The 24,177-nt window shown below is 72.8% G+C and carries 23 protein-coding genes; 12 read left to right on the top strand and 11 right to left on the bottom strand.

Annotation, left to right across the window (positions count from 1 at the left end):
- Positions 1–274 precede the first annotated feature (274 nt).
- Positions 275–1,369, bottom strand: a complete 1,095-nt coding sequence (locus C1703_RS01400; RefSeq protein ID WP_114250141.1) for a chemotaxis protein — start codon at positions 1,367–1,369, stop codon at positions 275–277.
- A 112-nt stretch (positions 1,370–1,481) separates the two neighbouring features.
- On the opposite strand from C1703_RS01400, the gene C1703_RS01395 reads away from it, so the two are divergent.
- Positions 1,482–1,838, top strand: coding sequence for a hypothetical protein (locus C1703_RS01395; RefSeq protein ID WP_114250140.1), 357 nt, complete (start codon positions 1,482–1,484; stop codon positions 1,836–1,838).
- A 54-nt stretch (positions 1,839–1,892) separates the two neighbouring features.
- Here C1703_RS01395 and C1703_RS01390 read toward each other — a convergent pair whose 3' ends face one another.
- Positions 1,893–3,464 (bottom strand): alpha/beta hydrolase, encoded by a 1,572-nt coding sequence (locus C1703_RS01390; protein ID WP_114250139.1) that lies wholly within the window; start codon positions 3,462–3,464, stop codon positions 1,893–1,895.
- A 259-nt stretch (positions 3,465–3,723) separates the two neighbouring features.
- Here C1703_RS01390 and C1703_RS01385 point away from each other — a divergent pair, with 259 nt between their 5' ends.
- Positions 3,724–4,401, top strand: coding sequence for a chaplin (locus C1703_RS01385; protein ID WP_114250138.1), 678 nt, complete (start codon positions 3,724–3,726; stop codon positions 4,399–4,401).
- Between the two features lie 63 nt (positions 4,402–4,464).
- Here the strand turns inward: C1703_RS01385 and C1703_RS01380 are convergent, their stop codons facing one another.
- The 3 genes from C1703_RS01380 to C1703_RS01370 form a co-directional block, all read right to left on the bottom strand.
- Positions 4,465–5,199: a class I SAM-dependent methyltransferase gene (locus tag C1703_RS01380; protein WP_114250137.1), complete on the bottom strand. Its 735-nt coding sequence runs from the start codon at positions 5,197–5,199 to the stop codon at positions 4,465–4,467.
- Between the two features lie 6 nt (positions 5,200–5,205).
- Positions 5,206–9,483, bottom strand: a complete 4,278-nt coding sequence (locus C1703_RS01375) for an aminotransferase class I/II-fold pyridoxal phosphate-dependent enzyme (protein WP_114257233.1) — start codon at positions 9,481–9,483, stop codon at positions 5,206–5,208.
- A 167-nt stretch (positions 9,484–9,650) separates the two neighbouring features.
- Positions 9,651–10,136, bottom strand: a complete 486-nt coding sequence (locus C1703_RS01370; RefSeq protein WP_114250136.1) for a nucleoside deaminase — start codon at positions 10,134–10,136, stop codon at positions 9,651–9,653.
- Between the two features lie 99 nt (positions 10,137–10,235).
- On the opposite strand from C1703_RS01370, the gene C1703_RS01365 reads away from it, so the two are divergent.
- Positions 10,236–11,012 (top strand): GNAT family N-acetyltransferase, encoded by a 777-nt coding sequence (locus C1703_RS01365; protein ID WP_114257232.1) that lies wholly within the window; start codon positions 10,236–10,238, stop codon positions 11,010–11,012.
- A gap of 166 nt (positions 11,013–11,178) precedes the next feature.
- Here the strand turns inward: C1703_RS01365 and C1703_RS01360 are convergent, their stop codons facing one another.
- Positions 11,179–11,442 (bottom strand): GlsB/YeaQ/YmgE family stress response membrane protein, encoded by a 264-nt coding sequence (locus tag C1703_RS01360; RefSeq protein ID WP_114250135.1) that lies wholly within the window; start codon positions 11,440–11,442, stop codon positions 11,179–11,181.
- Between the two features lie 220 nt (positions 11,443–11,662).
- Positions 11,663–12,103 carry an SPW repeat protein gene (locus C1703_RS01355; RefSeq protein WP_114250134.1) on the bottom strand — a complete coding sequence of 147 codons (441 nt, stop codon included), beginning with the start codon at positions 12,101–12,103 and terminating at the stop codon, positions 11,663–11,665.
- A gap of 227 nt (positions 12,104–12,330) precedes the next feature.
- Between C1703_RS01355 and C1703_RS39175 the strand changes: the two genes are divergently transcribed.
- From C1703_RS39175 to C1703_RS01340, 4 genes are all read left to right on the top strand, one after another.
- Complete coding sequence (locus C1703_RS39175) at positions 12,331–12,507, top strand: hypothetical protein (protein WP_198678050.1); 177 nt, start codon at positions 12,331–12,333, stop codon at positions 12,505–12,507.
- A gap of 511 nt (positions 12,508–13,018) precedes the next feature.
- Positions 13,019–13,573: an NADPH-dependent FMN reductase gene (ssuE, locus tag C1703_RS01350; protein ID WP_114250133.1), complete on the top strand. Its 555-nt coding sequence runs from the start codon at positions 13,019–13,021 to the stop codon at positions 13,571–13,573.
- A gap of 48 nt (positions 13,574–13,621) precedes the next feature.
- Entirely contained in the window at positions 13,622–14,770 is a 1,149-nt protein-coding gene (locus C1703_RS01345; protein WP_114250132.1) for an LLM class flavin-dependent oxidoreductase, read from the top strand.
- Between the two features lie 97 nt (positions 14,771–14,867).
- Complete coding sequence (locus C1703_RS01340; RefSeq protein WP_114250131.1) at positions 14,868–16,088, top strand: serine hydrolase domain-containing protein; 1,221 nt, start codon at positions 14,868–14,870, stop codon at positions 16,086–16,088.
- On the opposite strand, the gene C1703_RS01335 is transcribed toward C1703_RS01340, so the two are convergent.
- Positions 16,085–17,134, bottom strand: a complete 1,050-nt coding sequence (locus C1703_RS01335; RefSeq protein ID WP_114250130.1) for an acyl-CoA dehydrogenase family protein — start codon at positions 17,132–17,134, stop codon at positions 16,085–16,087. The two genes, C1703_RS01340 and C1703_RS01335, sit on opposite strands and share 4 nt — an antisense overlap.
- A gap of 116 nt (positions 17,135–17,250) precedes the next feature.
- Entirely contained in the window at positions 17,251–18,354 is a 1,104-nt protein-coding gene (locus tag C1703_RS01330) for a substrate-binding domain-containing protein (RefSeq protein ID WP_114250129.1), read from the bottom strand.
- A 78-nt stretch (positions 18,355–18,432) separates the two neighbouring features.
- Here C1703_RS01330 and C1703_RS01325 point away from each other — a divergent pair, with 78 nt between their 5' ends.
- The 4 genes from C1703_RS01325 (at position 18,433) to C1703_RS01310 (ending at position 22,347) form a co-directional block, all read left to right on the top strand.
- Positions 18,433–18,870, top strand: a complete 438-nt coding sequence (locus C1703_RS01325; protein WP_114250128.1) for a MarR family transcriptional regulator — start codon at positions 18,433–18,435, stop codon at positions 18,868–18,870.
- A 195-nt stretch (positions 18,871–19,065) separates the two neighbouring features.
- Positions 19,066–19,956 (top strand): glycoside hydrolase family 19 protein, encoded by an 891-nt coding sequence (locus C1703_RS01320; protein WP_114250127.1) that lies wholly within the window; start codon positions 19,066–19,068, stop codon positions 19,954–19,956.
- Positions 19,957–20,025: 69 nt separating this feature from the next.
- A complete protein-coding gene (locus C1703_RS01315) occupies positions 20,026–21,393 on the top strand; it encodes an RICIN domain-containing protein (protein WP_114250126.1) in 1,368 nt (455 codons plus the stop codon).
- 42 nt (positions 21,394–21,435) lie between these two features.
- On the top strand, positions 21,436–22,347 hold the full coding sequence (locus tag C1703_RS01310) for an oxidoreductase (RefSeq protein WP_198678049.1): 912 nt from the start codon (positions 21,436–21,438) through the stop codon (positions 22,345–22,347).
- A gap of 311 nt (positions 22,348–22,658) precedes the next feature.
- On the opposite strand, the gene C1703_RS01300 is transcribed toward C1703_RS01310, so the two are convergent.
- Together C1703_RS01300 and C1703_RS01295 are read right to left on the bottom strand one after the other, a co-directional pair.
- Positions 22,659–23,120, bottom strand: coding sequence for a pyridoxamine 5'-phosphate oxidase family protein (locus tag C1703_RS01300; RefSeq protein WP_114250124.1), 462 nt, complete (start codon positions 23,118–23,120; stop codon positions 22,659–22,661).
- Positions 23,121–23,181: 61 nt separating this feature from the next.
- The gene (locus C1703_RS01295; RefSeq protein ID WP_114250123.1) at positions 23,182–23,577 is read right to left on the bottom strand and encodes a tautomerase family protein; all 396 of its coding nucleotides are present in this window, start codon (positions 23,575–23,577) and stop codon (positions 23,182–23,184) included.
- Between the two features lie 181 nt (positions 23,578–23,758).
- On the opposite strand from C1703_RS01295, the gene C1703_RS01290 reads away from it, so the two are divergent.
- On the top strand, positions 23,759–24,151 hold the full coding sequence (locus tag C1703_RS01290; protein WP_114250122.1) for a VOC family protein: 393 nt from the start codon (positions 23,759–23,761) through the stop codon (positions 24,149–24,151).
- Positions 24,152–24,177: the final 26 nt, after the last annotated feature.

Below are 24,177 nucleotides of genomic sequence, written 5' to 3'. Positions count from 1 at the left end.
GACGCACTCCGATGCGGGGACGGTACGGCCAGGGCGGACGGAGGGACCGTTACGACTGTCGCACAGCCCGCGACGCCCTGTAAGGGATTTGGCACCACACGATACGGTGGTGCTTCTGGCATATGCCACAGTCTCACGGAGTTACTCCGAGGTAGGCGCTGGGCGCGCTCCCCGGAGGCCCAAGTCGTAGATTACACAGGGTATTTGACGCTCCGTCGGGACGCCGGGAGTAGGTTCCCGCGCATGTTCGACGGCCCTGTGTTCGATGCCCGGGTCAGTACCTCAGCACTCCGGCGATGCCCTCCGCCTCCCCGAGGGTGCCGTCCGGTACGAAACGGACGTCGGCTCCCGTCTCCAGGCACTGCTCGACGATCTCGTCCACGATGTCCTCGCGGGAGTCGAGGTCGCCGTCCGCGGCGAGGACCAGGTGGTCCCCGGCGTCCTGGACCGTCACGCGGTAGTTCTCCTCGACGGCCAGCAGCCGGACGCGGCCGTCCCGGGCGCTCTGCCACAGCTCGTCGACACCGGCGGCGAACGCCCGTCGCCCCCGGGCCGTTTCGAGGGCCCGGGCCACGGCGTCCGCGCTGCCGCGGGCCTCCTCCTCGAGCACCGGACGCAGGGCCTGCCACACCGCCTCGGGGGTCCCGTGCGCGAGCCCGCCGTGCGGGACGTGCACCGCACCCTTGGCGGCGCTGCCGACCTCGTCCAGCAGGGAGAGGGCGGCCGGCTCGCCGGTGACGTACAGCCGCCGCGGGTGGTCGCGCAGGACGGCGCCCACCGCGGTGTCGGTCTCGCGCAGGAACTGGCGGGTGCGTTCCTCGCGGAAGGCGCTCGGCAGGTCGCCGACGCGCTGCTGCCGCTCCGGGTCGAAGTTCTCCACGCGCCGGGTCAGCGGGAAGCCGCCGACGCGGGCCTCGGTGACGCGGTCGACACCGCCGTTCCAGAGCGTGACGCGGTCGGCGGCGAGCGACAGCGCCCAGAACGGCCGCTCGGCCGTCTGCGCGGAGACGAGGTTGCGGGTGAGGAAGGTGTCCGAGAGCACCACGCGTTCGGGCACGGGCCGGGCCAGTGACCACACCTGGTGCTCGCCCGGAGCGGCGAAGATCACCAGACCGTCCTCGGCGTGCGTCAGATCGATCTCGGACAGGGCGCGGTCGAGGTGCCGGCAGACCTCGGCGCGTCGCTCGCGGCTGACCGCCGGATCCGCCTCCAGTTGCCGCTTGGCCTCGGCCACCACATTGCGCAGCCGGACCTGGTCCTGGGCGTTGTCGGGTTCGCGCCGGTGCGTCGGCGTCAGCACGGAGACCGCGGGGTAGGGGCGCGGGCGCCGCAGTTCGGCAAGGATCGCGGGACTCAGAACGTGCTCCATGACAGCACGATAGAGCGGATTCACCTTTAGGGCATTTGGGGCAATCGGCCGGACGGCTCGGGTGCTCGCGGGGGCCTTCGCGGGTGCAGGCTGGGGGAGGAGGTGGCTGCCGATGGCACGCCTGGTGGTGGACGGCGACGAGGTCGTGGTCCGGCTCGCGCCGCGGGAAGCGCTGCCGGCCCGGCGCCGCGAGGTGCGGGTGCGCTCCGCGGACGTGCGGGACGTGCGGGTCGAGCCGGAATGGTGGCGGGCTCTGCGCGGCACGCAGCTCGGCGGCCGCTGCCGCCCCGGCCGGTGGTGTGTCGGGGAGCGGCTCCACGCCCTGGGCCGGGATTTCGTCGCCGTCCGGGCGGGGGTCCCCGTCGTGGTCCTGGAGCTGCGGCGGCCGGTGCCGTTCACCCGCCTCGCCGTCTCCGTCGCGGACGCCGGGCAGGTCGCCGAGAGCGTTCGGCGGCGGCTGGGTGCGTGAGGACGGGCGCGCCGTCACGGACGTACGTCCCGTTCGGCTGAGGTCGGGGCCGGCTCACTCCGTGTCGTGGTCCGAGCCGCAGGAGCTGCCGTCCGGCGGGAGCGTGCCGTACAGCAGGAAGGCGTCGACCTTGCGGTGCACGCACGGGGAGGAGCCGTAGCCGGTGTGGCCCTCGCCCCGGTTGTCGAGCACCACGGCCGACGACCCGAGCCGCTCGGCCGTCTCCATCGTCCACCGGTACGGCGTGGCGGGGTCGCCCCGGGTGCCGACGAGCAGCATCCTCGGCGTGTCGACGTCCTTGACCTCGTCGCGGATGAAGTCGGTGCCCTTGGGGCGGCCGTAGCACATCAGCACCTGGGTGAGCCGGTACCGGCCGAAGACCGGTGACGCGCGCTCGTAGCGGGCGCGCAGCCGGCCGAGCTCCCGGCCGACCTGCGCGGCGGCGGGGCGGTCGGGATCGTCCGCGCAGTTGACCGCCATCAGGGCCGCCGGCAGGTTGTCCAGGGGCACGTCCTCCGGGTCGGTGAGACCGGCGTGCGGGGCCCGCAGCGGCGGGAGGAGGAACCCGCCGGACAGGAAGGCCTCCAGGCCGCGGGTGTCCCCGTCCTCGATCAGCCGCGCGATGGCCCGCTGCAGCGAGGGCCACAGCTCCCGGCTGTACAGCCCCTGGGCCAGCGCGCCCGCGAAGTCCTGCCCGGAGAACTCCTCGCCGAAGTCCGTCGGCACCGGCTCCTCGTCGAGCGACTCGACCACCTGTACGACGTGTTCTCTCGCCTCGCGGGCGTTCCGGCCGAACGGGCAGGCGATGTCCTCCGTGCACCAGGTGAGGAAGTTCTCCAGCGCGGTCTGCTGCCCCTGCGCGCTCACCACACCCTGCTCGGCCAGCGGCTCGGTCAGCGTGTCGACGCCGTCCAGCACCATCCTGCCGACCCTGTCGGGGAACTGGGCCGCGTACACCGCGCCGAGCCGGCTGCCGTACGAGAAGCCCAGGTAGTTGAGCTTGTCGTCGCCGAGCGCGTCACGCATGACGTCCAGGTCGCGGGCGGCGTTCACGGTGCCGATGTGGGGCAGGACGGGGCCCGAGTGCTCGGCGCACTCGGCCGCCGCGTCGCGCAGCTTGCCGAGCACGGCCTGCGGGTCGGTCACGTCGGCGTTGCCGTCGGTGGCGTCCAGGGCCTCGCCCGAGGCGTTGCCGCAGCTGACCGGTGAGGAGCGGCCGACGCCGCGGGGGTCGAAGGCGACGACGTCGTACCCGTCCGTCAGGCCCATGAAGTCCTTGCCGCCCACGGCGAGTTGGGCCACGCCCTGACCGCCCGGGCCGCCGAAGTTCAGCAGCACCGAGCCCCGGGACTTGCCCGTCGCCCGGTAGCGGGCCACGGCGAGATCGAGGGTGCCCTGCTCCGGCCGGGAGTAGTCGAGCGGCACGGTGACCTTGCCGCACTGCAGGTCCTTCGGTATCTCCGCGCCCGCGCAGGCCGACCAGCGGACCTTCTGTTCGTAGAAGCGCGCCAGGCCGGGCGGGGGGTCGTCGGCGGCCGGCAGCCCCGTACCCAGCAGGGCGAGCCCGGCCGTGCCGGTGACCGCGCAGCGCCGGAGCGAGGGGTGCGTGGACAGCTTGGCCAGCATCGATGCCTCCCAGGGCGCCCCACGGCGCCCTCGCCCACGATAAGCGGGCCCCCGGGGCCGCGCCTCCGCACGGGCGGGGCCGGGCGAAGTGCCTTATCCTGCGCCGCCGCACCCCGCATACGAAGGGTTTTACCGCTAGTTCGACAACCGGGCCGCTCGATGGAGTGAAAGGCCGATAAGCCATAACTCGGATCGGGGGCGTCGCGTTTTGTCTCATGCGGGTGAGTGCCCGCGACGATGTCTGGAAGGCAGGGAACCTATGAGACGGGTTACCCGAAACGGTGTGATCGCCGTCGCCGCCGCCTCGGGCGCGATGGCCCTGACCGTCCCCGCCCACGCCGGTTCCGGGGCGGACGGCTCGGCGGCCGGTTCGCCCGGGGTGGTCTCCGGCAACACCATCCAGCTGCCGGTGCACGTCCCGGTGAACGTGTGCGGGAACACGGTGAACGTGGTGGGGCTCCTGAACCCCGCCGCGGGCAACAGCTGCGCGAACAAGAGCAGGCCCGCGCATCGCCCCGGCGACCGGCCCGGCAAGCCCGGCGGCGCGGTCGCCCAGGGCAGCGGAAAGGATTCCCCGGGCGTGGTCTCCGGCAACGGGATCCAGCTGCCGGTCGACCTGCCGGTCAACGTCACCGGCAACTCGGTGAACGTGGTCGGCATCGGCAACGCCTCGACCGGCAACGAGTCCTCGAACACACCCGGCGAACGCCCGGTCCGCCCCCACCACCCACCGGAGCCGGCCCCGAAGCCCTCCACCCCACCGCGCGCGCACCCGGCCCCGGCCCCGGAACCGGCCCCGCACACCCCGCAGCAGACCCGGGGCGCCCTCGCCCGCACGGGCACCGACCACACCCTCCCGGCCGTCGCGGTGAGCGCGGCCCTCGTGGCCGGGGGAGTGGTCCTGCGCCGACGGTTCCGCCCGGGAGCGGACGGCTGAGACAGCCATCCGGCACGGGGGCCGGCCGCTCCCGGGGCTCTCCCGGGAGCCGCGGCCGGTGTCTCAGACCGCCTCCGCCACCCCTGTGAGCAGCACCATCCCCGAGTCGCCGTAGTCCGGCAGGGTCGGGTCGGTGTCGATGTGGGTGACGTCCAGGTCGCGGGTCAGCGGGGTGAAGACCTCGGTGACCGTCGTCGGGCTCACCGGGCAGCCCGGCCAGCGGGAGGCGGGGCCGATGCGGTAGGTCGGCATGTTCTCCATGAACGCGGCGACCAGGTGGCCGCCCGGCGCGACCACGCGGACGAAGGTGCGGCAGAAGTCGGCGAACTCGGCGAAGTCCTCCGTGGCGCCCTCGGCGACGAAGTGCATGGAGGCGAGTCCGTACGTGCCCGGCCGCAGGGTTCGCACATCGGCGTGGACGACGTTCACCGGGGCCAGCGCCCCGGCCAGGGTCGCCGGCACGGCCGGGTTGAGCCGCCGGCACAGCGCGTGGAAGGGCAGCCAGCTCGCGTCGGGCCGGTGGCAGATCTGCTCCTGGAGGTAGGCGACGTTGCTCGACCCCGCCTCCACGGCGTCGATCCTCCGGCTCACGGCGGACGCGAGGATGAGCGGGTAGAGGTTGGGGCCCGCGCCGAACTCCACCGAGCGGGCGACGCTCCCGGGCGGCAGGCGCCGGTAGTAGGCGGAGTGGTGCGCGATGACCGCCGCGTCCGAGGGATGCACCTCGCGGTAGTTCTCCGCGAGGTAGTCGGCGACCGGCCAGCGGTCCCAGTCCACGTCGTCGTTGTGCGTCGTCATGGCCGTCTAGCCCTTCAGCCGCAGCGGGAATCGTTCGGACAGCCGGGTCAGGGTGCCGTTCAGGCGGTCGATGTCGTCGTCCGAGTTGAGGGCGGTGAGCTGGATGCGGAAGCCCACCCGGTCGCGGGGGACGAGGGGGTAGGCGGCCAGCGTCACGTAGATGCCCTCCTCCCACAGGAACGCGGCGACCGCGTCCAGGTCCGCGGGGTTCGCCAGCGGCACCTCGACGATGGGCAGCCGGTCCGTGTTGAGGGTGCTCACCCCCAGGTCGTCCAGGTGGTCGAGCACCCGCACCGTCTTGCGGTACAGGTCGGCCCGGATCGCGTCGCCCCGGCGTTCGTTGACGTCCAGCCCGGCCAGCGCGGTGGCCAGGGACGCCGTCGGGGACGGCCCCGAGTACAGATAGGGAGCCGCCGCGGTCTTCAGCCGGTTCTTCAGCTCCGACGGCAGCGCCAGGAACGCCAGCAGCGACGAGTACGCCTTGGAGAAACCGCCGACCAGCACGATCCCGTCGTACGACTCCCCGGTGTGCCGCACCACGCAGTTGCCGCGCATGCCGTACGGGCACGGCTCGCGCGGCCCGCGTTCCCCGATCACGCCGAAGCCGTGTGCGTCGTCGACGTACAGCGTCGCGCCCTCGGCGCGGCACACCGCCGCCAGCGCGGGCAGGTCGGGGATGTTGCCGCTCATGCTGTTGACGCCGTCCAGACACACCAGCCGGGGCGTGCCCGGCGGCACCCCGGACAGCAGGGCGCGCAGCTCGTCGAGCCGCTCGCCGTGGAAGCGGTGCAGGGTGGCACCCCGCCCACGGGCCACCACACAGCCGTCGTAGACGGTCCGGTGGGCGGTCGCCTCGACGAACACGTGACCGTCCTCCGCGAGCGCCGGGATCACCGAGGCGTGCACCAGCGTCAGCGTGGGCAGCAGCAGCGTGTCCGGCGCGCCCAGCAGCGCGGCGAGCCGCTCCTCGATGTCCGGGTACAGCCGCGGACTGCCCAGCAGGCGCGACCAGCTGGGGTGCGTGCCCCACTCGCGCACCGCGGGATCGACCGCGTCCATGACCTCCGGGTCCCAGTCGAGTCCGAGGTAGTTGCACGACGCGAAGTCGATCAGCCAGTGGTCGCCGCTGCGGATGTGCCGGCCGCGCACCTCGTCGAGGACCGCGTCGCTCATGGGACTGGTGCGCCGCAGGTGCTCCAGGTCCGCCCAGCGCGCCTCCCGGCGTCCCCGGGCGGCGTCCACCCGCGGGCGAGGCGTCCGGGGCGGCGCGAAGGGGCGGGTGCTCGGCTCCCGCAGCACGTGGGCGCTCTGCTCGACGGTCAGGGGCCGGGCGAACAGGAACCCCTGCCCGAACCGGCACCCCATGCTCGCCAGCAGATCCCGCTGGGCCGCGTCCTCGATGCCCTCCGCGATGACCTGCAGGCCCAGGGTGTCGGCGATGCGCACGATGCCCTCGACCAGGGCGACCTGCTGGGCGTCGCGCGCGATGTCGTCGATGAACGACTTGTCGATCTTCAGCACGTCGATGGGGAAGTCCCGCAGATAGCGCAGCGAGGAGAAGCCGGTGCCGAAGTCGTCGACCGCGATGTGCACCCCGAGTTCCTTGAGCGTGTGCAGCACCGTCTGGAGCCGGTCGTCGCGGTGCAGCAGCACCGTCTCCGTCAGCTCCAGCTGCAGCGACCCGGGCTCCAGCCCCGGCGTGCTGAGCGCCTGGCCGACCTGCTCGACGAAGCCGGCGTCGCGGAACTGGCGGGCGGAGACGTTCACACTCACGTACGGGGCACGGGAAGGCCCCGGCAGCCGTTGCAGGCCCGCGATGTCGCTGACCGCGTTCTCGAGCACCCACGACCCCAGCGGGCCGATGTGCCCGGTCTCCTCGGCCAGGCCGATGAACTGGTCCGGCGTGACGGGCGGCCGCTCCTCGGCCGGCCAGCGGACCAGTGCCTCGAACCCCACGACCTCCCCCGCCGCGATGTCCACGACGGGCTGGTAACGCAGCGCGAACGCCTTGTCGGCGACCGCCTGGGCCAGCTGCGACTGCAGATCGTGCCGCTCGACCATGCGGCTGCGCAGCAGCGGCCGGAAACGGCGCCACTGCCGCTTGCCCGCCGCCTTCGCCGCGTAGAGCGCGAGGTCGGCGTGGCCCAGCAGCTCCTCCGCGTCCGTGCTGTCGCGCGCGGTGGCCACGCCCACGCTGGCGGACACCGTCACCGACTCGTCGTCCAGGTCGAACGGCCGACCCAGCGTCTGGATCACCTGGGCCGCCAGCAGCTCGGCGTCGAGGGGCTGCTTGGCGTCCTCCATCAGCACCGCGAACTCGTCACCGCCGAGCCGGGCCGCCGTGTCGGTGCGCCGCAGGGTCCGCGACAGCCGGTTGCCGACGGCGATCAGCAGATGGTCGCCCGCCCGGTGCCCCATCGTGTCGTTGACCAGCTTGAAGTCGTCGAGGTCGATGAAGAGCAGACAGGTCAGGGAGGACTCGCGGCGACCGCGCAGCAGGGCGCGTTCGATCCGCTCCAGCAGCAGCGTCCGGTTGGGCAGACCGGTCAGCGAGTCGTGGAAGGCCCGCTGGGTCAGCTCCTGCTCCAGCCGCCGCTGCTCGGTCACGTCCCGCAGCGTCACCACCAGCCCCGATACGGTCCGCTCGTCCCGGAAGTCGCTGAACCGCACCTCCACCTCGACGCGCCCGTCGCCGCGCCGCACCCACCAGTGGTCGTGCCCCGCCGGCGACCCCCGCTCCCGTACGGCGGTCAGCTCCCGGGTGGCTCGCTCCCGGTCCCCGGGGTCCACCAGCTCCGGCAGGGACACGCCGACGAGGTCGTCGGTGCCGAACACGGACCGCGCGGACGGGCTGGCGTACCGGATGGTGTCGTCGTCCTCGAGGATCAGGATGACGTCGGAGGCGTTGCGGACGAGGGTGCGGAAGTACGCCTCGTTCTCCCGCCGGACCACTTCCTGGCGCAGCTTGACCCGCTCCATGGCCAGGCCCGCGTGCGACGCCAGGATCTCCAGGGAGCCCCAGGTCTCGGTGAGCTGTCGCTCCGGGCCGGCGACCAGCAGGACGCCCGGGATCGCTCCGGCCGGGCGGTCCGGCTGGGTCATCGGGCACACCAGGACGGACGGCAGGGCGTCCAGCTCGGCGCCGACGCTGTCGTCGAGGGCGGCCGGACTGACCAGCCGGGTGCCGTGCGCGCCGAGGTCCGCGACCCGCTCCGACGGCAGCAGCACCGTCCGGTGCGGCACGTCCGGCCCGAGCAGCCGGTCGACCGCCGTACGGCAGGACTCGTCGACCTCCTCCTGCCGGAAGGCCGAGACCAGCGAGGCGGCGGCCCCGCGCAGGGCCAGCTCCCGGGTCACCGCGTGCCGATGGGCCACCACCATCCCGGCCAGCCGGAGGATCACCAGCAGGAAGAGCACCCCGGAGAAGGCCGCGATCACGGCGGCGTCCCGTGTCTGCTCGCTCAAGCCCTCGTACAGCAGGATCCCCGGCGCGATGAGCGTGGCCACGGCCAGCATGACCAGCCGGCGCGGCGGCGGCAGCAGGGACTCGCGCTGCGGCACGGAGGCGGTCAGTTCGACCATCGAGGGGTGCAGGGCGGCCAGGCCCCAGGCGGTGTAGAAGGCGATCCATCCGGTGTCGAGCAGGGTGCCCGTCTGCCACAGGCCGTTCAGTTGCAGGATCCCGTACGCGATGTCGAAGCCGAGCAGCGTCACGGTGCCGACGACCAGCAGGCCCACGGCACGGTTGTGGCCGGTGACCGGGCTCGGCGTCAGCAGCCGGGCCAGCAGGGCCAGTACGAGGACGTCGCCCAGGGGGTAGGCGATGCTGATCGCGCGCTGCTCCCAGGTCAGCCCCTCCACCACCGTCAGCGGCTGCACCAGGTACACCCACACGGGCAGCGCGAGGCCCGCCGTGACGATCAGCGCGTCGAGCAGGCTCGGCAGGTCGCGGTCGGCCCAGCGGTGGCGCACCAGTCCGGACAGGCCGATCGCGAAGAGCGGGTAGGTGGCGAGGTAGCAGGCGTCGGCGGGGGACGGGAACGGGTTGGAGGCGTCGAAGTACTCCTCCATCACGTTGTAGTAGGTGTCACCCGTGATGAAGGTGAGCAGCCCGCCGGCCAGGAACCACCAGGGCCACTGGTGGGCGGGCCGGTGCAGGCGCACGCCGGCCAGGACGGCGGTGACGCCGGCCAGCCCGATGACGGCCCACAGCGCGGGAGCCAGCACCGGCACGGTCAGGTAGACGATCGTGACGGCCGTGACCAGGGCGATATAGGCGGCCATCAGCCGCCGCGCCGGCAGCAAGGACATGTGCCTCCCCCCGTCGGGGAGACCGGGGTGTACACCTGGTCTTGTTGAATTCGATCGTAAGTTTGCCCGCGTGGCTCTGCATCTCGGGGCCGGTCCCGCGGCCCGGGGGAGCGGGCTCGGGCCGGGCGGCTCGGGCGGGGTCAGCCGCGTCCGCGGTGGAACCGGACGTGCAACTCCCGGACACTCTCGGTGAGTTCGGGTACGGGCCCGTCCACGACTACACCGGGTGCGACCTCGTGGACGGGGAGTGTCCGGACCGGTGGCGCGGGGACCAGCAACTCGCTGAGCCAGGACGAGAGTTGCTCGGAGGAGGCGGCGTAGACGATGCGTCCCAGGCCGACCCAGGCGTGCGCGGCCGCGCACATCGGGCAGTGTTCGCCGGAGGTGTAGACCGTGGCGGCCGCCCGCTCCTCGGGGGAGAGGCGGGCCGCCGACCAGCGCGCCAGTTCGAACTCGGGGTGCCGGGTGCGGTCGCCGGAGGCCACCCGGTTGTGGTCCTCGGCGAGGACCGTGCCGTCCCCGCCGACCAGGACCGATCCGAACGGCTCGTCCCCGGCCCGCAGCGCCTCGGCGGCGAGCTCCACGCAGCGGCGCAGGTGCGGCAGTTCCGTGTCCTTCACGACCATGGTGCGGTCCTTCCCCGTGGCGATGTGATCAACGGGACCGTACCCGGAAATGGCGTTGCCGGGCCGGGCGGCCGGTGGTGGAGTGCACCCATGGACCACATGGATCATGCCGCGCTGCTCGCCCTGTTCGACCGTGACCTGAGGGAGGGAGCCCGGCCGGACGGCCCCGGCGCCCGTGTCGAGCGCACCGGCGGCGTCGTGCGCCAGGTCGCCACCGCGAAGGGCTGGAACGGCGTCCTGTGGTCCGCCCTCGACGAGGCCGGAGCGGAGGCGGCGATCGCCGAGCAGATTCGCCACTACACCGGCCTCGGCCTGGACTTCGAGTGGAAACTGTACGGACACGACCGGCCGGCGGACCTCGGGGCCCGGTTGCGCGCGGCCGGTTTCACGCCCGGGCCGCAGGAGACGCTGATGATCGGCGAGGCCGCGGGACCGGTCGTCGGCGCCGAACCGCCGCAGGGGGTCCGCGTCGTGCCGGTCACCGACGCGCCGGGGGTCGGCCTCGTGGCCGAGGTCCACGAGAAGGCCTTCGGCGCGGACAGTTCCTGGCTGCGTCACCAACTGCTCGCGCGACTGGCGGCGGACCCGGACACCGTCGTCGCCGTCGTGGCGATGGCCGGGGGCGAGCCGGTGAGCGCGGCCCGCATGGAACTCGTGCCCGGCACGCGGTTCGCCGGACTGTGGGGCGGCGGCACCGTCGAGGGCTGGCGCGGCCGCGGCATCTACCGCGCCCTGGTGGCCCACCGCGCCCGCGCCGCCGCGGCCCGCGGCTACCGCTACCTCCAGGTCGACGCCTCCGGCCAGAGCCGACCCATCCTGGAACGCCTCGGCTTCCTGCCGCTGACTTCGACGACGCCGTACGTCTACGAGCCGTGACGCACCGCGTCGCCGTGGGTGGGCCGCTCGGCCCTGTGCCTCAGGGGGCGGGTGCCGGCACCGGGTGCCGTCGTCGGGTGGTCGCGTCCGCCGTCGGGTGGCCGCGTCCGCGCGGCTGGTCGGCCGCGCGGACGCGTTGTGTCGTGCCGTACGGGCGGGTACGCCGTCAGCGGCGTGCCTTCGAGCGGTCCAGTGCGATCACGCCGAGCGCGGCGAGACCGATCTGGATGAGCCACTCGACCCAGTCGACGCCCTTGGTGTCGGCCACGCCGAACGCGGCGGCGAGCGCGGAGCCGATCAGCGCGGCGATGATGCCGACGACGATCGTCCACAGGATGCCGATCCGCTGACGGCCCGGGACCACGAGTCGGCCCAGGACGCCGATGACGATGCCGATCACGATGGCACTGATGATCCCGTCGATCTCCATTTCCGCCCCTTCTCCTCAGGACCCCGTTGCAGTGCGGGTGCCCCCTGCCGGCCGGGACACTCCGGTCCGGGACGGTCCGGCTCTTGGAGTACTCCGGTTCCTGGGCACTCCGGCTCCAGGGAACTCCGGCTCCTGGGCTCTCCGCCGCTCGCGGCCGGGCGCGGGTATGAAGAGGCCGGTCCGGGGCGCGGACCGGCCTTCGGTTCTCTCTCCGGCGGGGCTACGGCCGCTGGGAGGCCTTCGCCGCCGTGCCGGCGCACACCAGCCCCAGGATCACGGCCAGCGCACCGATGATGATGTTGTTCCACACGACGCCGGCGTCCGGGCTGTCGCCGACGACCCACGGCGAGATGACCAGCCACACCCCGAGGGCGCACATGGCCCAGCTCAGGCCGTACATGCGCTCCGGAGCGCGGGTGAACCCGAGCGCCAGCAGGCCGATCGCGATGCCCATGATCAGGTTGTGGGTCACGAGCGGCGGCTGGCTGGTCGTGTAGTGGACTATCCACGGGGAGGCGGCGCAGTACAGACCGAGCAGGAACACCGGTCCGTCCACGAGCGCCACATCGCGACCACCGAGCACGCGGGCGTACCGAGCCCGCATTTCGGAGGCATCAGGATGGCTGGCTATGTCACCTCTGGTGGGCGAGACGTTGGCCATGACTCGTCTCCTTCGACTTGCAGGGCGACCGCGTCTGGTCGGTATGCGGTAAGCGCCGCGTAAGCCTCATTCTGCACTTATTTCCCTTTTATGTGTAGAGGTCGGCACGGGTGGGCCGAGGCGTCCCGCGGTACATGTCCGGGCGGATCGCGGGCAACCGGATATGTACGACAGCGACCGACGGACGCCGCCCGGCAGGCGGCGCGGGACAGGGGAGGACGGCGGACATGACGGCGGCCATGAGCGCGAAGGTGTGGGAGCGGTTCCCGGCGGGGGCTCCGCGCGGATCGTGGCCGGCGGAGGAGTGCGCGGCCCGCCTCCGCGCCGAGGGGAAGCCCGCGACCGTCGTGATGGACCTGGAGTCGGACGCCTTCCTCGTGGTGGTTCCGTCCGACGAGGACTGACCGAACCGGGCGCACGGGCTTTCCGGGGCTCCGTCGTTTTCCCGGGGGCAGCCGTTTCCCGGGGGCAGCCCTTTTCCGAGGGCAGCCGTTTGCCAGGGGCAGTCGTTCTCCGAAATCCGTGGTCCGGGATGCGAGATGAGCCGCGTTTTCCTTGACGGCCCTCGCGTCCCGCTGCCACGATCCATGGCATGACCATGCGACTGGACCTCACGCGGCGACGCCACGTCGACCTCGCACGCGTCTCCAGCGCTTCCTGTCGCGCCGCAGCCTGAGCCCGTCGGCTCGCCGCTTCCCCGCACCGCCGTATCCGCCTTCGGCCCCAGCCTGTCGAGCCGTGGCGCGTCCACGGGATCCGGTGCGCGGTGAATTTCCCCCCGCCCTGCGCGGTGGACTGCGCGGTGCACTTCCCGCACGCCTGAATTCGGCGCACTGTCACGCCCTTTGAGCGAGGCGCCCATCGAATTCGGCTCTGTCCGCGCCCAGTCGCGCCTTCTCCCGGAAAAGAGAGCCCATGGCCACCGTCCTGTCCGTCTCCGGCAGCCCCTCCGCCTCCTCCCGCACCAGCCGCCTGCTGCGCCACCTGGACAAGCGGCTGGTCGCACAGGGCCACGACGTCATCCCGCTCGACGTCCGCACCATCCCCGCCGAGGCCCTGCTCGGCGCGGACTTCCGGCACCCGGCCATCGTCGAGGCCACCGAACTGTTCGCGCGTGCCGACGGCGTCGTCGTCGGCACGCCCGTCTACAAGGCGTCCTACTCCGGGGTCCTCAAGGCCCTGCTGGACCTGCTCCCGCAGTACGCCCTCACCGGCAAGGCCGTGCTGCCCCTCGCCACCGGTGGCAGCATCGCCCATGTCCTGGCCATCGACTACGCCCTGCGCCCGGTGCTCACCTCCATGGGCGCGGCCCACACCGTCCAGGGCTGGTTCACCCTCGACAAGGACATCACCGTCCACGACGACGGCTCCCTGACCGTCGCGCCGGCCGCCACCGAGGCGCTCGCCCAGGTGGTCGACCAGTTCTCCGCGGCGCTCGGCCGCACCCCGCTCCTCGCCGTGGCGGGCTGACCCTCCCGCCGCCGCGCCCGCGGACGTTCCCATCGATCGGAGATTCCCGTGTCCCTCACCTTCCACTGGTTCCTGCCCACCAACGGCGACAGCCGCCATGTCGTCGGCGGCGGCCACGGCAGCCCCGCCACCGCGTCCGGACGGGACCGGCCGCCGACGGTCGCCTATCTGAGCCAGATCGCCCGCGCCGCCGAGGAAGTGGGCTTCGAGGGCGTCCTCACGCCCACCGGCGCCTGGTGCGAGGACGCGTGGCTCACCACCGCGATGGTCAGCCAGCACACCGAACGCCTGAAGTTCCTCGTCGCCTTCCGTCCCGGCCTGATCTCGCCCACCCTCGCCGCGCAGATGGCCGCCACCTTCCAGCGGCAGACCGGCGGACGGCTCCTGCTCAACGTCGTCACCGGCGGCGAGAACCAGGAGCAGCGCGCCTTCGGCGACTTCCTCGACAAGGACAGCCGGTACCGCCGGACCGGCGAATTCCTGCAGATCGTCAGGGAGTTGTGGGAGGGCAAGTCGGTCGACCTGCACGGCGAGCACCTCCGGGTGGAGGACGCGGCGCTCGCCCGCGTGCCCGACCCCGTCCCCCAGGTGTACTTCGGCGGGTCCTCGCCCATCGCCGGGGAGATCGCCGCCCGGCACGCCGATGTCTACCTCACCTGGGGCGAACCGCCCGCCCAGGTCGCCGAGAAGATCGCCCGGATCCGGTCCCTGGCCGCCGGGCAGGGCCGCACCCTCCGCTTCGGCATCCGGCTGCACGTGATCACCCGCGACACCGCCGAGCAGGCCTGGGCCGAAGCGGACCGGCTGCTGGACGGCTTCGACCCGGAGACCGTGGCGTCGGTGCAGGCCGGGCTCGCCCGCAGCGAGTCCGAGGGGCAGCAGCGCATGCTCGCGCTGCACGGCGGCCGGCGCGACCGTCTGGAGATCCACCCCAACCTGTGGGCCGGCATCGGCCTGGTGCGCGGCGGGGCGGGCACCGCCCTGGTCGGCAGCCACGCCGAGGTCGCCGAGCGGATCAGGGAGTACCACGCCCTCGGCATCGAGGAGTTCATCCTCTCCGGCTATCCGCACCTGGAGGAGGCGTACTGGTTCGGCGAGGGTGTCCTGCCGCGCCTGGCCGCGGAAGGCCTGTGGCGGCACCCCTCCGGCAAGGAGCTCGCCGCTGCGACCGCCACAGCCGTGCCCTTCGCCAGTTAGCGCCGCCCGAGGGCAACGATCAACCTCCCGGCCCGAGTTCGGCGTCATCCGCACCAAGGGGCACCCCGGCCCCTTGGTGAACGGGAGACGAGACCTTATGAAGCAGCGAGCCGCACGGACCGTCTCGTTCGCACTGGCGGTGGCGTTATCGACCGGGGCGGTGGCCGTCGCGCCCTCCGCGCACGCCGCGCCGCCGCGGCCCGGCCACGAGGCGACCCGGGCCGCACTGCGCGACCTGGTCGAGAAAGGCGGCCTGCCCGGAGTGGCCGCCGAGGTCCGGGACAGTGAGGGGACTTGGTTCGCCGAGGCCGGCCACGCGGACACCGCCACCGGCCGTGAGCGCTCCCCGGGTGACCACTTCCGCGGCGCCAGCATCACCAAGACGTTCATCGCCACCGTCCTGCTCCAGCTGGAGGCGGAGCGGAGACTGAGCCTGGACGACACGGTCGAGCGCTGGTTGCCCGGCCTGGTACGGGGCAACGGCTACGACGCGGACCGCATCACGCTCCGCCGGCTCCTCAACCACACCAGCGGCATCGCCAACTACACCGACGACCCCGCGTTCCGCCACAACGCCGCCGGACCCGGATTCCCCGAGCACCGGTACGACACGCACACGCCCGAGGACCTCGTGGCGATCGCGCTGCAGCACCCGCCCGTGAACGAGCCGGGCACGGCACCCTCGTACTCCAACACCAACTACGTGATCGCCGGGATGGTCATCGAGAAGGCGACGGGCCGCTCCTACGCGCAGGAGATCACCCGCCGCATCGTCCGGCCGCTGAAGCTGCGCGGGACCTCGTTCCCCGGTACGTCACCCCGCATGCCGAAGCCGCACCCCGTCGGCTACTCCCGGCTCCACCAGGACGCGCCGGACGCCCCCGTCCACGACGCCACCGAACAGAACATGACCTGGCTGGGCGCGGCCGGCGACGTCATCTCCACCAGCGGCGACCTCAACCGCTTCCAACGAGCGCTGATCAAGGGCGAGTTGCTGCCCCCCGAGCAGATGAAGGAGATGCTCGACGAGGTCCCGACGGGGGACGGGCTCGGGTTCGGGCTCGGGGTCGAGTTCGCGACGCTGTCCTGCGGTGTCGGGGTGGTGGGCAAGACCGGCCGGACGAACGGCTCCCTGACCGCCATGGTCGGCACCCGGGACGGGAAGCACCAGCTGACCTTCAACGTCAACGGCGACTGGCTCCCCGACCCGTCGCTCTACATCGGCGTGATCGAGGCGGAGTTCTGCGGCAGGACGCCCTCCCGGACCGGCAAGGTCCCCTCCCGCGCCGGCGAACCGTCCCCGCCCCGGCTCGGCTAGCCGGACGCCAGCGAGCCGAGGTGGATCCGGCGCGCCTCGGCCGTCTGGCCCTGCACCAGCAGGAACATCCCCTCGCGCGCCAGCCGCTGCGCCCGGCTGCCCAGGTCCATGGACCGGCCGCCCCCGGCCACGATCGCCGCGGTCGTGGCCGCGCGCAGCACGTCGTACGCCTGTGTCCTCACCGCCAGACGATCCGGGACGCACTCGTGGGGGGCGGGGTGGTCGGCCAGCGCGTAGGCCTCCCGCCGGACCGCGTCGAGCCGGGCCCGCAGCGACCGCGCCGTCTCCTCGCCCTCCGGTGCCCGCGCCACCAGGTCCAGCGCCGCGGACGCCACCCCGAACACGGCCGGACTGGCGTTGGCCGCCCTGGCCAGGTCGACCAGGGCGAACTCCTCCTGCGAGGCGCGCAGCACGACGGACTCCTCCGGCACCCACAGGCCGTCCAGCTCCAGGGAGACCGTACGGGCGGCGGTGAGGGCCGCGAGCCGCATCGGCGCCGACGCGGACAGCCCCGGCTGCTCCCGGGCCTCGGCGACGACGAACACCACCTCGGCCGTGTCCGTCACCCCCGCCAGCAGCAGCACGTCGTTCAGACCCCAGCCCGTGTACCAGGGCACCGTGCCCGCGAAGCGCCAGCCGCCCCGCTCGGGCACGGCCCGCACGGGGACCCGGGGAAAGGCGCGGACGTGCGCGAACGCGATGCCGGCCAGCAGCTCGCCGGTCGCCAGCGGGCGCAGCAGCTTCTCCCGGACGGGCGAGTCGTATGTGGCGAGCAGCTTCACCGGCGTGTGGTGCTGTGTCTGCACGAACCATGTGGAGCAGCACGCCCCGGCGAGGATCTCCGCGGTCTCCCGCGCCACCGCCACGGGCGCGTCCGCCCCGCCGTACTCCCGCGGCGCGCCCACTCCCAGCAGCCCCGACCGCTTCACCGCCTCCACATGGCTCGCGGGCACACCCTCCTGGTCGACGCGCTCGGCGTGCGGGACGAGGAGGTCGCGCGCCAGTCGCCGGGCGCGGGTGACGAGGGGATGAGGCGCGGTGGTCATGGGGGGAATTCTCCCGGTCGGCCGGCGCGGGGTGCCGATCCGGGGGTGTGTCGTGCGTGCAGGGGGCCTCGACCGCCGTAGCAAGGCGCTCACCGGGGACGGTCCGGACGGTCCCCTTAGGGGCGCGCGGTCAGCTCCGTGAGCACGTCGAAGTCGAGCCCGTCGGCCCGCGCCAGGTAGATCCGCTGGCGCACATGGGCGTCGCGCAGGTGCAGCAGCCCGCGCGGGCCCTCGTACGACACCGCGCCCGCCGCCGCGCCGATCGCCGCCACGTCCAGCGTCCCGGCCCGCTTCAGCAGCGCGGCCAGCAGCAGCACCCCCTCGTAGCAGGACTCGCCGAGACTGCCGAGGGCGGGCGCCTCGACGCCGTACCGGGCGGCGTACTGCCCGTGGAAGTCGAGGGTGTCCCGGTTGGCCAGCGACGCGAAGAACCCGGCCGTGCTGTAGAGGTCCTCGGTGGCCGCCGGGCCGCTCGCCATCAGCATGTTCTCGTCCATCAGCGTGCTCAGCCGCAGACAGCGCGCGTGCAGGCCGTACGCCGCGAACGCCCGGTTGAAGCGCACCGCGTCGCTGCCCACCAGCAGCATCAGCACCGCGTCCGCGTCCGAGCGCTCGATCCGGCGCAGCACCGGCTCGAAGTCGTGGGTGCCGAGCGGGAGATACGCCTCGCCGGCGACCCGGCCGCCGGACGCGCGGGCGTACACACGGGCCGAGCGGGCTGTGTGCCGCGGCCACACGTAGTCGTTGCCCACCACGAACCACCGCCGCACCCCGCGCTCGTGTGCCAGCAGGTCCATCGCGGGCCGCAGCTGGTCGCGCGGGGTCTCGCTGGTCAGGAACACGCCCGCCGTGTCCTCGCCGCCCTCGTACAGCGCGGTGTACACGTACGGCACGCGGTGCGCGATACGCGGTGCCAGCGCCTGGCGCACCGAGGAGATGTGCCAGCCCGTGACGCCCTGCACGACGCCGAGGTCCACCAGTGCCTCGACCTGGGCGGCGACCTCGTGCGGCGGGCCCGAGCCGTCGACCGGCACCAGCCGCAGCTCCCTGCCCAGCACGCCGCCGTCCCGGTTGACCTCCTCGGCGGCCAGTCGCGCGCACAGCTCGCAGGCCGGCCCGAAGATCCCGGCCGGCCCCTGGAGCGGGAAGACCAGGGCCACGCCGAGCACGGAGTCGTCGGCCGTGAACCACTCGGGCGCGGGGAGGTCGTGCCGGAACATGGCGTCATGATTCCGGGTCGACCGGACGAACTCCAGTGCGTCTCCTACGATGGACACCCCTCGTAGGCAAGGAGCAGGATGCCCACCCCACCCCCGCGTCGGCCCGACGACCTGGTGCAGCTGCTCACGCGGGCCGAGCGGCTCGCCGCCCGCCGGCTGCAGGCCGTGCTGGCGGAAGAGGGCTGCTCGCTGGACGCCTGGCGGGTGCTGGCGCTGCTGTCCGACGGCGAGGGGCACCACATGACGGCGATCGCGGAGGCCGCCTTCCTGCCGCCGCCGACCCTGACCAAGCTGATCGACCAGCTCGTCGACCAGAACCTCGTGCACCGCCGGGTCGACCCGTTCGACCGCCGCCGCGTCCTCGCCCACCTCACCCCGCGCGGCCAGGAATACGGTCAGCGCGTCGACCGCGCGGTCCGGGCCGCCTGGCCTCCGCTCGGCGAGGGCGACGACGAACTGCTGCGGTCCCTGCTCGACCGGCTCGCGGCGACGCTGGAGCAGCAGACCCCCGTGTGAGCCCGCCGGGAACCGGCGCGGGGATGACTGGTCTACACCCTTGACTGGTACAGACCAACGCGGTTGAGTGTGCCTCCATCACCCCCCACCACGGCCGCGTCCACGCCGTGACCGGTCCACCGGTACGTGCGGCGCGGGCTCTGCTCAGTCCTGCCCTCGACGGGTGCGGCCGTGCCCGGCAAAGGAGTTGATCCCGTGTCGAGACGCCGTGTCTCCGCCGTCCTGACCGTCCTCGCCCTCGCGGGCACCGCACCGGTGCTCCTGCCCGCCTCGAACGCCTCCGCCGCCGCGTGCTCCAGCTACCCGAACTGGGTGGCGGGCAAGTCCTACGCCGCCGGCGACATCGTCCGCTACACCGACGGCAAGGCGTACATCGCCGAGCACGCCAACCCGGGGTACGACCCCACCATCAGCACCTGGTACTGGGAGCCGTACGCCTGCGACAGCGGTCCGGGCACGCCCGACGGGCGCTTCGTCGTCACCGAGGCGCAGTTCCACCAGATGTTCCCGAACCGGAACCCCTTCTACACCTACAGCGGCCTCACCGCGGCCCTGAGCGCCTACCCCGGCTTCGCCAACACCGGCAGCGACACCGTGAGGAAGCAGGAGGCCGCCGCCTTCCTCGCCAACGTCGGTCACGAGACCGGCGGCCTGGTCCACGTGGTGGAGCAGAACACCGCCAACTACCCGCACTACTGCGACTGGAGCCGCCCCTACGGCTGTCCGGCCGGGCAGGCCGCCTACTACGGGCGCGGCCCGATCCAGCTGAGCTGGAACTTCAACTACAAGGCCGCGGGCGACGCGCTCGGCATCGACCTGCTGAACAACCCCTGGCTGGTGCAGAACGACTCGGCCGTCGCCTGGAAGACGGCCCTGTGGTACTGGAACACCCAGACCGGCCCCGGCACCATGACCCCGCACCACGCCATGGTCAACGGCGCCGGCTTCGGCGAGACCATCCGCAGCATCAACGGCTCCCTGGAGTGCGACGGCAAGAACCCGGCGCAGGTGCGGAGCCGCGTGACCGACTACCAGCGGTTCACGCAGATCCTCGGCACGTCACCCGGCGGCAACCTCTCCTGCTGACGCCGGACCGCAGGGCGTGGTGTCATGCAGGATGTCATGCACCTGATCAGTCAACGAAGGGCCTCCCGCATGCGCAGACGCACCCCCCACGCCCTGCTCGCCACGACCGCGGCCCTGGCAGCCGCGGTCGTGGCCCCGCAGCCGGCCGCCGCCGCTGTCCCGGCTCCGGGCACCTACTACGTCCAGAGCGCCACGACCGGCCTCAACGCGGCCGACAGCGGCGGAGCCGTCGAGCAGCACCGGCCCCGCGGCGACGAGGACCGCCAGCAGTGGCGGCTGAAGCCGCACGGGTCCGCGTACCTCCTGGAGAACACCGACGCGCCCGGCCGTTGCCTCGGCCGCGACGGCGACCAGGCCGCGACCGTCGACTGCGGCGGCCCCGACGCCTCCTGGGAGATCGCCTCCACCGGCGTCGACCGCTACACGCTCAAGACGCCCGGCGCCCCGCGCTACCTCACGGTCGCCCCCAAGCCGTCCGGCGCCACCCACCCCGCCCGCCTCGCCCTCGGCGGCGCGGGCGACCTCGCCGCCTGGTACCTCACCCCGGTCGACCCGGCCACCGGCCCCATGCCGCCGCAGGACCGGCGCACCCTGGACCAGGTCACGTTCCTCACCGCGCACAACGCCTACGCCAACGGCGTCGACGGCGGTTTCGCCCCGCCCTTCGTCAACCTGGTGCCCAACCAGACCCGCGGCATCGAGCGGCAACTCGCCGACGGCGTCCGAGGATTCATGCTGGACATCCACCAGACCCCGGACGGCGCGATCCTCTGCCACAACAGCTGCGCTCTCGTCAGCCGCCCGGTCGCCCTGTGGGTCGACCTCCAGCGCATCGTGGACTTCCTGGAGGCTCACCCCGACCAGTTCGTGACCGTCTTCCTGGAGGACTACGTCGACCCTGCCGTCCTGCGCGCCGAACTCGCCCGCGTCGAGGGCCTGTCCGGCGTGCTCTACCGGCCCGACCGCACCGGCGTACGACGCAACGGCTGGCCGGCGATGGCGGACCTGATCGCCGCGAACGACCGGCTGCTGATCTTCACGGACCACAGCCGCTCCGCCGACCAGGCCGCGGGCCTGACCCGGGACGGCTTCGGCGTCATGTACCAGCGCGAATGGACCGTCGAGAACCACTGGTCCATGGGTCCCGGGATCGGCTCCTCCGACTGGTCCTGCTACAGCCGCTGGTACGACGCGCACACCAACATCCCGCTGACCCGCACCGAACCCGGCTTCCGCCCGCTGTTCGTCATGAACCACTTCCGCGACGCCGGGATCACCGCCACGGCCGCCACGGACAACGCCAAACTGGCCGACCGCGCCCGGCGCTTCTGCGAGCCCGCCGCCCGCAAGAAGCCCACCTTCCTCGCCGTCGACCACTACGACCTCGGCAACCCGGCCGCCGCCGTCGCCACCCTCAACTCGTACACGTATCCGTAAAACCGCCGCACCGGCCCGCACCGCGTGTGTGACACTCCGCCGATGGACTCACAGACGATCACCGCGGACGCCGCGGGCACCTGGAAACTCGGCGACCTGCCCGTCCACCGCCTCGGCCTCGGCGCGATGCGGCTCACGGGCAGCGCCGCCTTCCACCACGGCACACCCAGCGACCGCGACCGGTCGATCGCCGTCCTGCGCCGGGCGATCGACCTCGGCGTGAACCACATCGACACGGCCGCCTTCTACTTCTCGTCGCTGCGCTCCGCCAACGAACTCATCAACAGCGCGCTCGCGCCCTACCCCGACGACCTGGTGATCGTCACCAAGGTGGGCCCGTACCGGACGTACACGGGGGAGTGGGGCACCTCGGCACGCCCCGACGAACTGCGCGGCCACGTCGAGGAGAACCTGCGCCAGCTCGGCCGCGACCACCTCGACGTCGTCAACCTGCGCCGGATGCCGACGTACGACTCGATCGCCGAACACTTCGGAGCCCTCGCGGAACTGCGCGAGGCGGGCCTGATCCGGCACCTCGGCATCTCCAACGTCACACCCCGCCACCTCGCCGAGGCCCAGGCCATCGCACCGGTGGTCTGCGTGCAGAACCGCTACGCCCTCGACCGTCCCGACCCCGACACGGACGAACTCCTCCGCATCTGCGGCGAACAGGGCATCGCCTTCGTGCCGTTCTACGCCGTCGCCGGCGAGGCCGGTGAGCGCGGCGCGACCACCGCCCACGACGAGGAGGTCACAGCCGTGGCCCGGACCCATGGCGTGAGCCCCGCACAGATCCGCATCGCCTGGACGCTGCACCAGGGACCCCACGTCCTCGCCATCCCCGGCACCGGCAACCCCGACCACCTCACGGAGAACGTGGCAGCCGGCGCGCTCCGCCTCACCGACGAGGAACTGAAGCGGCTCGACGGACCGCGGAGGAAGGCCGGGCAGTGACAGCCAGCCCTGGCGTGGTCCCTGCCCACTGCGCGAAGGTGCGGGCGGGCCTTCCGGTGACGGCTTCCGCCGTCGGCATGGGGCCGAGGGACGAGGAATCGAACGCCTCGGCCTCCGACGGGTCCGACTGCCTCCTTCAGCGAGTCGTCGAGTCGTCGCAGACAGTCCTCGACCACCGCCGACACCAGGTCCTCCCGGTCCGGGAGGACCTGGTGGAGGGCGCTGCGTCCCACGTCCGCGGCCGCCGCGAGGTCCGCCAGCGTGGCGTCGCGCCGGCGGGACAGCACGGACGCCGCAGCGCTGAGGAGCCGCTAGGCCGCCCAGACCCCCTCCCGCATCAGATGCCTGCGCGGCAGCTCGTGCACCTCGCACCACGCCTGGACCGCCCGCGGCCGGACCCGGAAGAAGGCGTACGACGCGTGGTCCTCGCGCGGATCCCAGCCGGTCTTCACGCGGAACGCCTCGGCCGCCGGCGGGGGAACCTCCCGGAGCGTGAAGGCCTCCGCGTCGCCGTCGAGGAGCACGACGTCCCGGGTGTCCCCGAAGGCCAGCCGCGTCCGGCGGCCGTCCCGCAGGTTGCGGCCGGTGGGGTTGGTCAGCCGGGTGCACAGCCAGACGGCCTCCTCGTGCCAGACGAACCACAGTGGGACCAGGCACGGCACACCGTCGGCGTCGGCCGTGGCGACCCAGATGTCCATCTCCCGTTCCAGACGGTCCAGTACGTCGGCCTTGCGCTGCGCGGGGGTGCGGGGTGACGGCTCGGTGATCTTCATGGCAGGGACGCTAGCGGGCGCCCGGGCGCCACGCCTCGGGCTGAGGGCGTAGGCGCCTGTCCTAGGCCCCCGCGCCGTCCAGGTACTGCGCCGCCCCCTCCCCGAGGGACCAGTCGGCCGGCTCGTTCTCGGTCAGGACGACGAACACGTTCCGCGGCTCGGTGCCCGCGTACGCCTGGGCGAGTTCGGCGATCCTGCGGTACAGCGCCTGCTTCTGCGCGGGCGTGCGACCGGAGCGCAGCGTGATCGCGACGTAGGCGATGCCGCCGTCGCGGCGCACGCCGAGGTAGTCGCCGTACCGCAGGGTGCCGCTCGTGCCGTCGTGGTCCACGAGCACCTGGAACCGGTCGTCGGGCGGGATGCCGATCGTCTCCGTCAGGGCGTCATGGACGGCGCGGCCGAGCGCGGCGAGGCGCTCGGGCCCGGCGCGGAGCGTGTCGATGCGGATGAAGGGCATGGGGCTCCCCGGGTGTCGTCGACGGGTTGTTGAGGGTGGTGTTGAGGGGGTTGTTGAGGCGTCGTTGAGCGTGAGTGTACATACTAGTAGTTACAACCAGTCGCGCAGCCCCGCCCCGGTTGGCATCCCGTGCGTTTTACGTATAACCTCTCCCGCTAACCCCGCGCTCCGAGAGGCCCCGATGAGACGTATCGCCCTGGTCACCCTCGTCGTCGACGACTACGACGAGGCGATCCGCTTCTACACCGAGGCCCTCGGATTCCGGCTCGTCGAGGACGCGCCCCGGCCTGACGGATCCCGCTGGGTCGTCGTCGAACCCGGCGCCCCGGGAACGGGCACCGGACTGCTGCTCGCCCGCGCCAAGGGGGAGGCCCAGGCAGCCCGGGTCGGGGACCAGACCGGCGGTCGGGTCGGGTTCTTCCTGCACACCGACGACTTCGCCCGCGACCACGCCCGGATGACCGCCGCGGGCGTGACCTTCCTGGAGGAACCGCGGCACGAGCCGTACGGCACCGTCGTCGTCTTCCAGGACCTGTACGGCAACCGCTGGGACCTGCTCCAGCCCGCCCGCTGACCTTCCTCCCGTCCCCGCACCACCCC

This window comes from Streptomyces sp. Go-475, from assembly GCF_003330845.1.
GTDB lineage: Bacteria > Actinomycetota > Actinomycetes > Streptomycetales > Streptomycetaceae > Streptomyces.
Note: the sequence above shows the minus strand (reverse complement) of the source record. Positions and strands in the feature narration are given on the sequence as shown.

Bases quoted from the DNA above. Each gene is read 5' to 3' on its own strand.
- C1703_RS01400 (WP_114250141.1), bottom strand. From the start codon at position 1,369: ATGGAGCACGTTCTGAGTCCCGCGATCCTTGCCGAACTGCGGCGCCCG.
- C1703_RS01395 (WP_114250140.1), top strand. From the start codon at position 1,482: ATGGCACGCCTGGTGGTGGACGGCGACGAGGTCGTGGTCCGGCTCGCG.
- C1703_RS01390 (WP_114250139.1), bottom strand. From the start codon at position 3,464: ATGCTGGCCAAGCTGTCCACGCACCCCTCGCTCCGGCGCTGCGCGGTC.
- C1703_RS01385 (WP_114250138.1), top strand. From the start codon at position 3,724: ATGAGACGGGTTACCCGAAACGGTGTGATCGCCGTCGCCGCCGCCTCG.
- C1703_RS01380 (WP_114250137.1), bottom strand. From the start codon at position 5,199: ATGACGACGCACAACGACGACGTGGACTGGGACCGCTGGCCGGTCGCC.
- C1703_RS01375 (WP_114257233.1), bottom strand. From the start codon at position 9,483: ATGGCCGCCTATATCGCCCTGGTCACGGCCGTCACGATCGTCTACCTG.
- C1703_RS01370 (WP_114250136.1), bottom strand. From the start codon at position 10,136: ATGGTCGTGAAGGACACGGAACTGCCGCACCTGCGCCGCTGCGTGGAG.
- C1703_RS01365 (WP_114257232.1), top strand. From the start codon at position 10,236: ATGGATCATGCCGCGCTGCTCGCCCTGTTCGACCGTGACCTGAGGGAG.
- C1703_RS01360 (WP_114250135.1), bottom strand. From the start codon at position 11,442: ATGGAGATCGACGGGATCATCAGTGCCATCGTGATCGGCATCGTCATC.
- C1703_RS01355 (WP_114250134.1), bottom strand. From the start codon at position 12,103: ATGGCCAACGTCTCGCCCACCAGAGGTGACATAGCCAGCCATCCTGAT.
- C1703_RS39175 (WP_198678050.1), top strand. From the start codon at position 12,331: ATGACGGCGGCCATGAGCGCGAAGGTGTGGGAGCGGTTCCCGGCGGGG.
- ssuE (WP_114250133.1), top strand. From the start codon at position 13,019: ATGGCCACCGTCCTGTCCGTCTCCGGCAGCCCCTCCGCCTCCTCCCGC.
- C1703_RS01340 (WP_114250131.1), top strand. From the start codon at position 14,868: ATGAAGCAGCGAGCCGCACGGACCGTCTCGTTCGCACTGGCGGTGGCG.
- C1703_RS01335 (WP_114250130.1), bottom strand. From the start codon at position 17,134: ATGACCACCGCGCCTCATCCCCTCGTCACCCGCGCCCGGCGACTGGCG.
- C1703_RS01330 (WP_114250129.1), bottom strand. From the start codon at position 18,354: ATGTTCCGGCACGACCTCCCCGCGCCCGAGTGGTTCACGGCCGACGAC.
- C1703_RS01325 (WP_114250128.1), top strand. From the start codon at position 18,433: ATGCCCACCCCACCCCCGCGTCGGCCCGACGACCTGGTGCAGCTGCTC.
- C1703_RS01315 (WP_114250126.1), top strand. From the start codon at position 20,026: ATGCGCAGACGCACCCCCCACGCCCTGCTCGCCACGACCGCGGCCCTG.
- C1703_RS01310 (WP_198678049.1), top strand. From the start codon at position 21,436: ATGGACTCACAGACGATCACCGCGGACGCCGCGGGCACCTGGAAACTC.
- C1703_RS01300 (WP_114250124.1), bottom strand. From the start codon at position 23,120: ATGAAGATCACCGAGCCGTCACCCCGCACCCCCGCGCAGCGCAAGGCC.
- C1703_RS01295 (WP_114250123.1), bottom strand. From the start codon at position 23,577: ATGCCCTTCATCCGCATCGACACGCTCCGCGCCGGGCCCGAGCGCCTC.
- C1703_RS01290 (WP_114250122.1), top strand. From the start codon at position 23,759: ATGAGACGTATCGCCCTGGTCACCCTCGTCGTCGACGACTACGACGAG.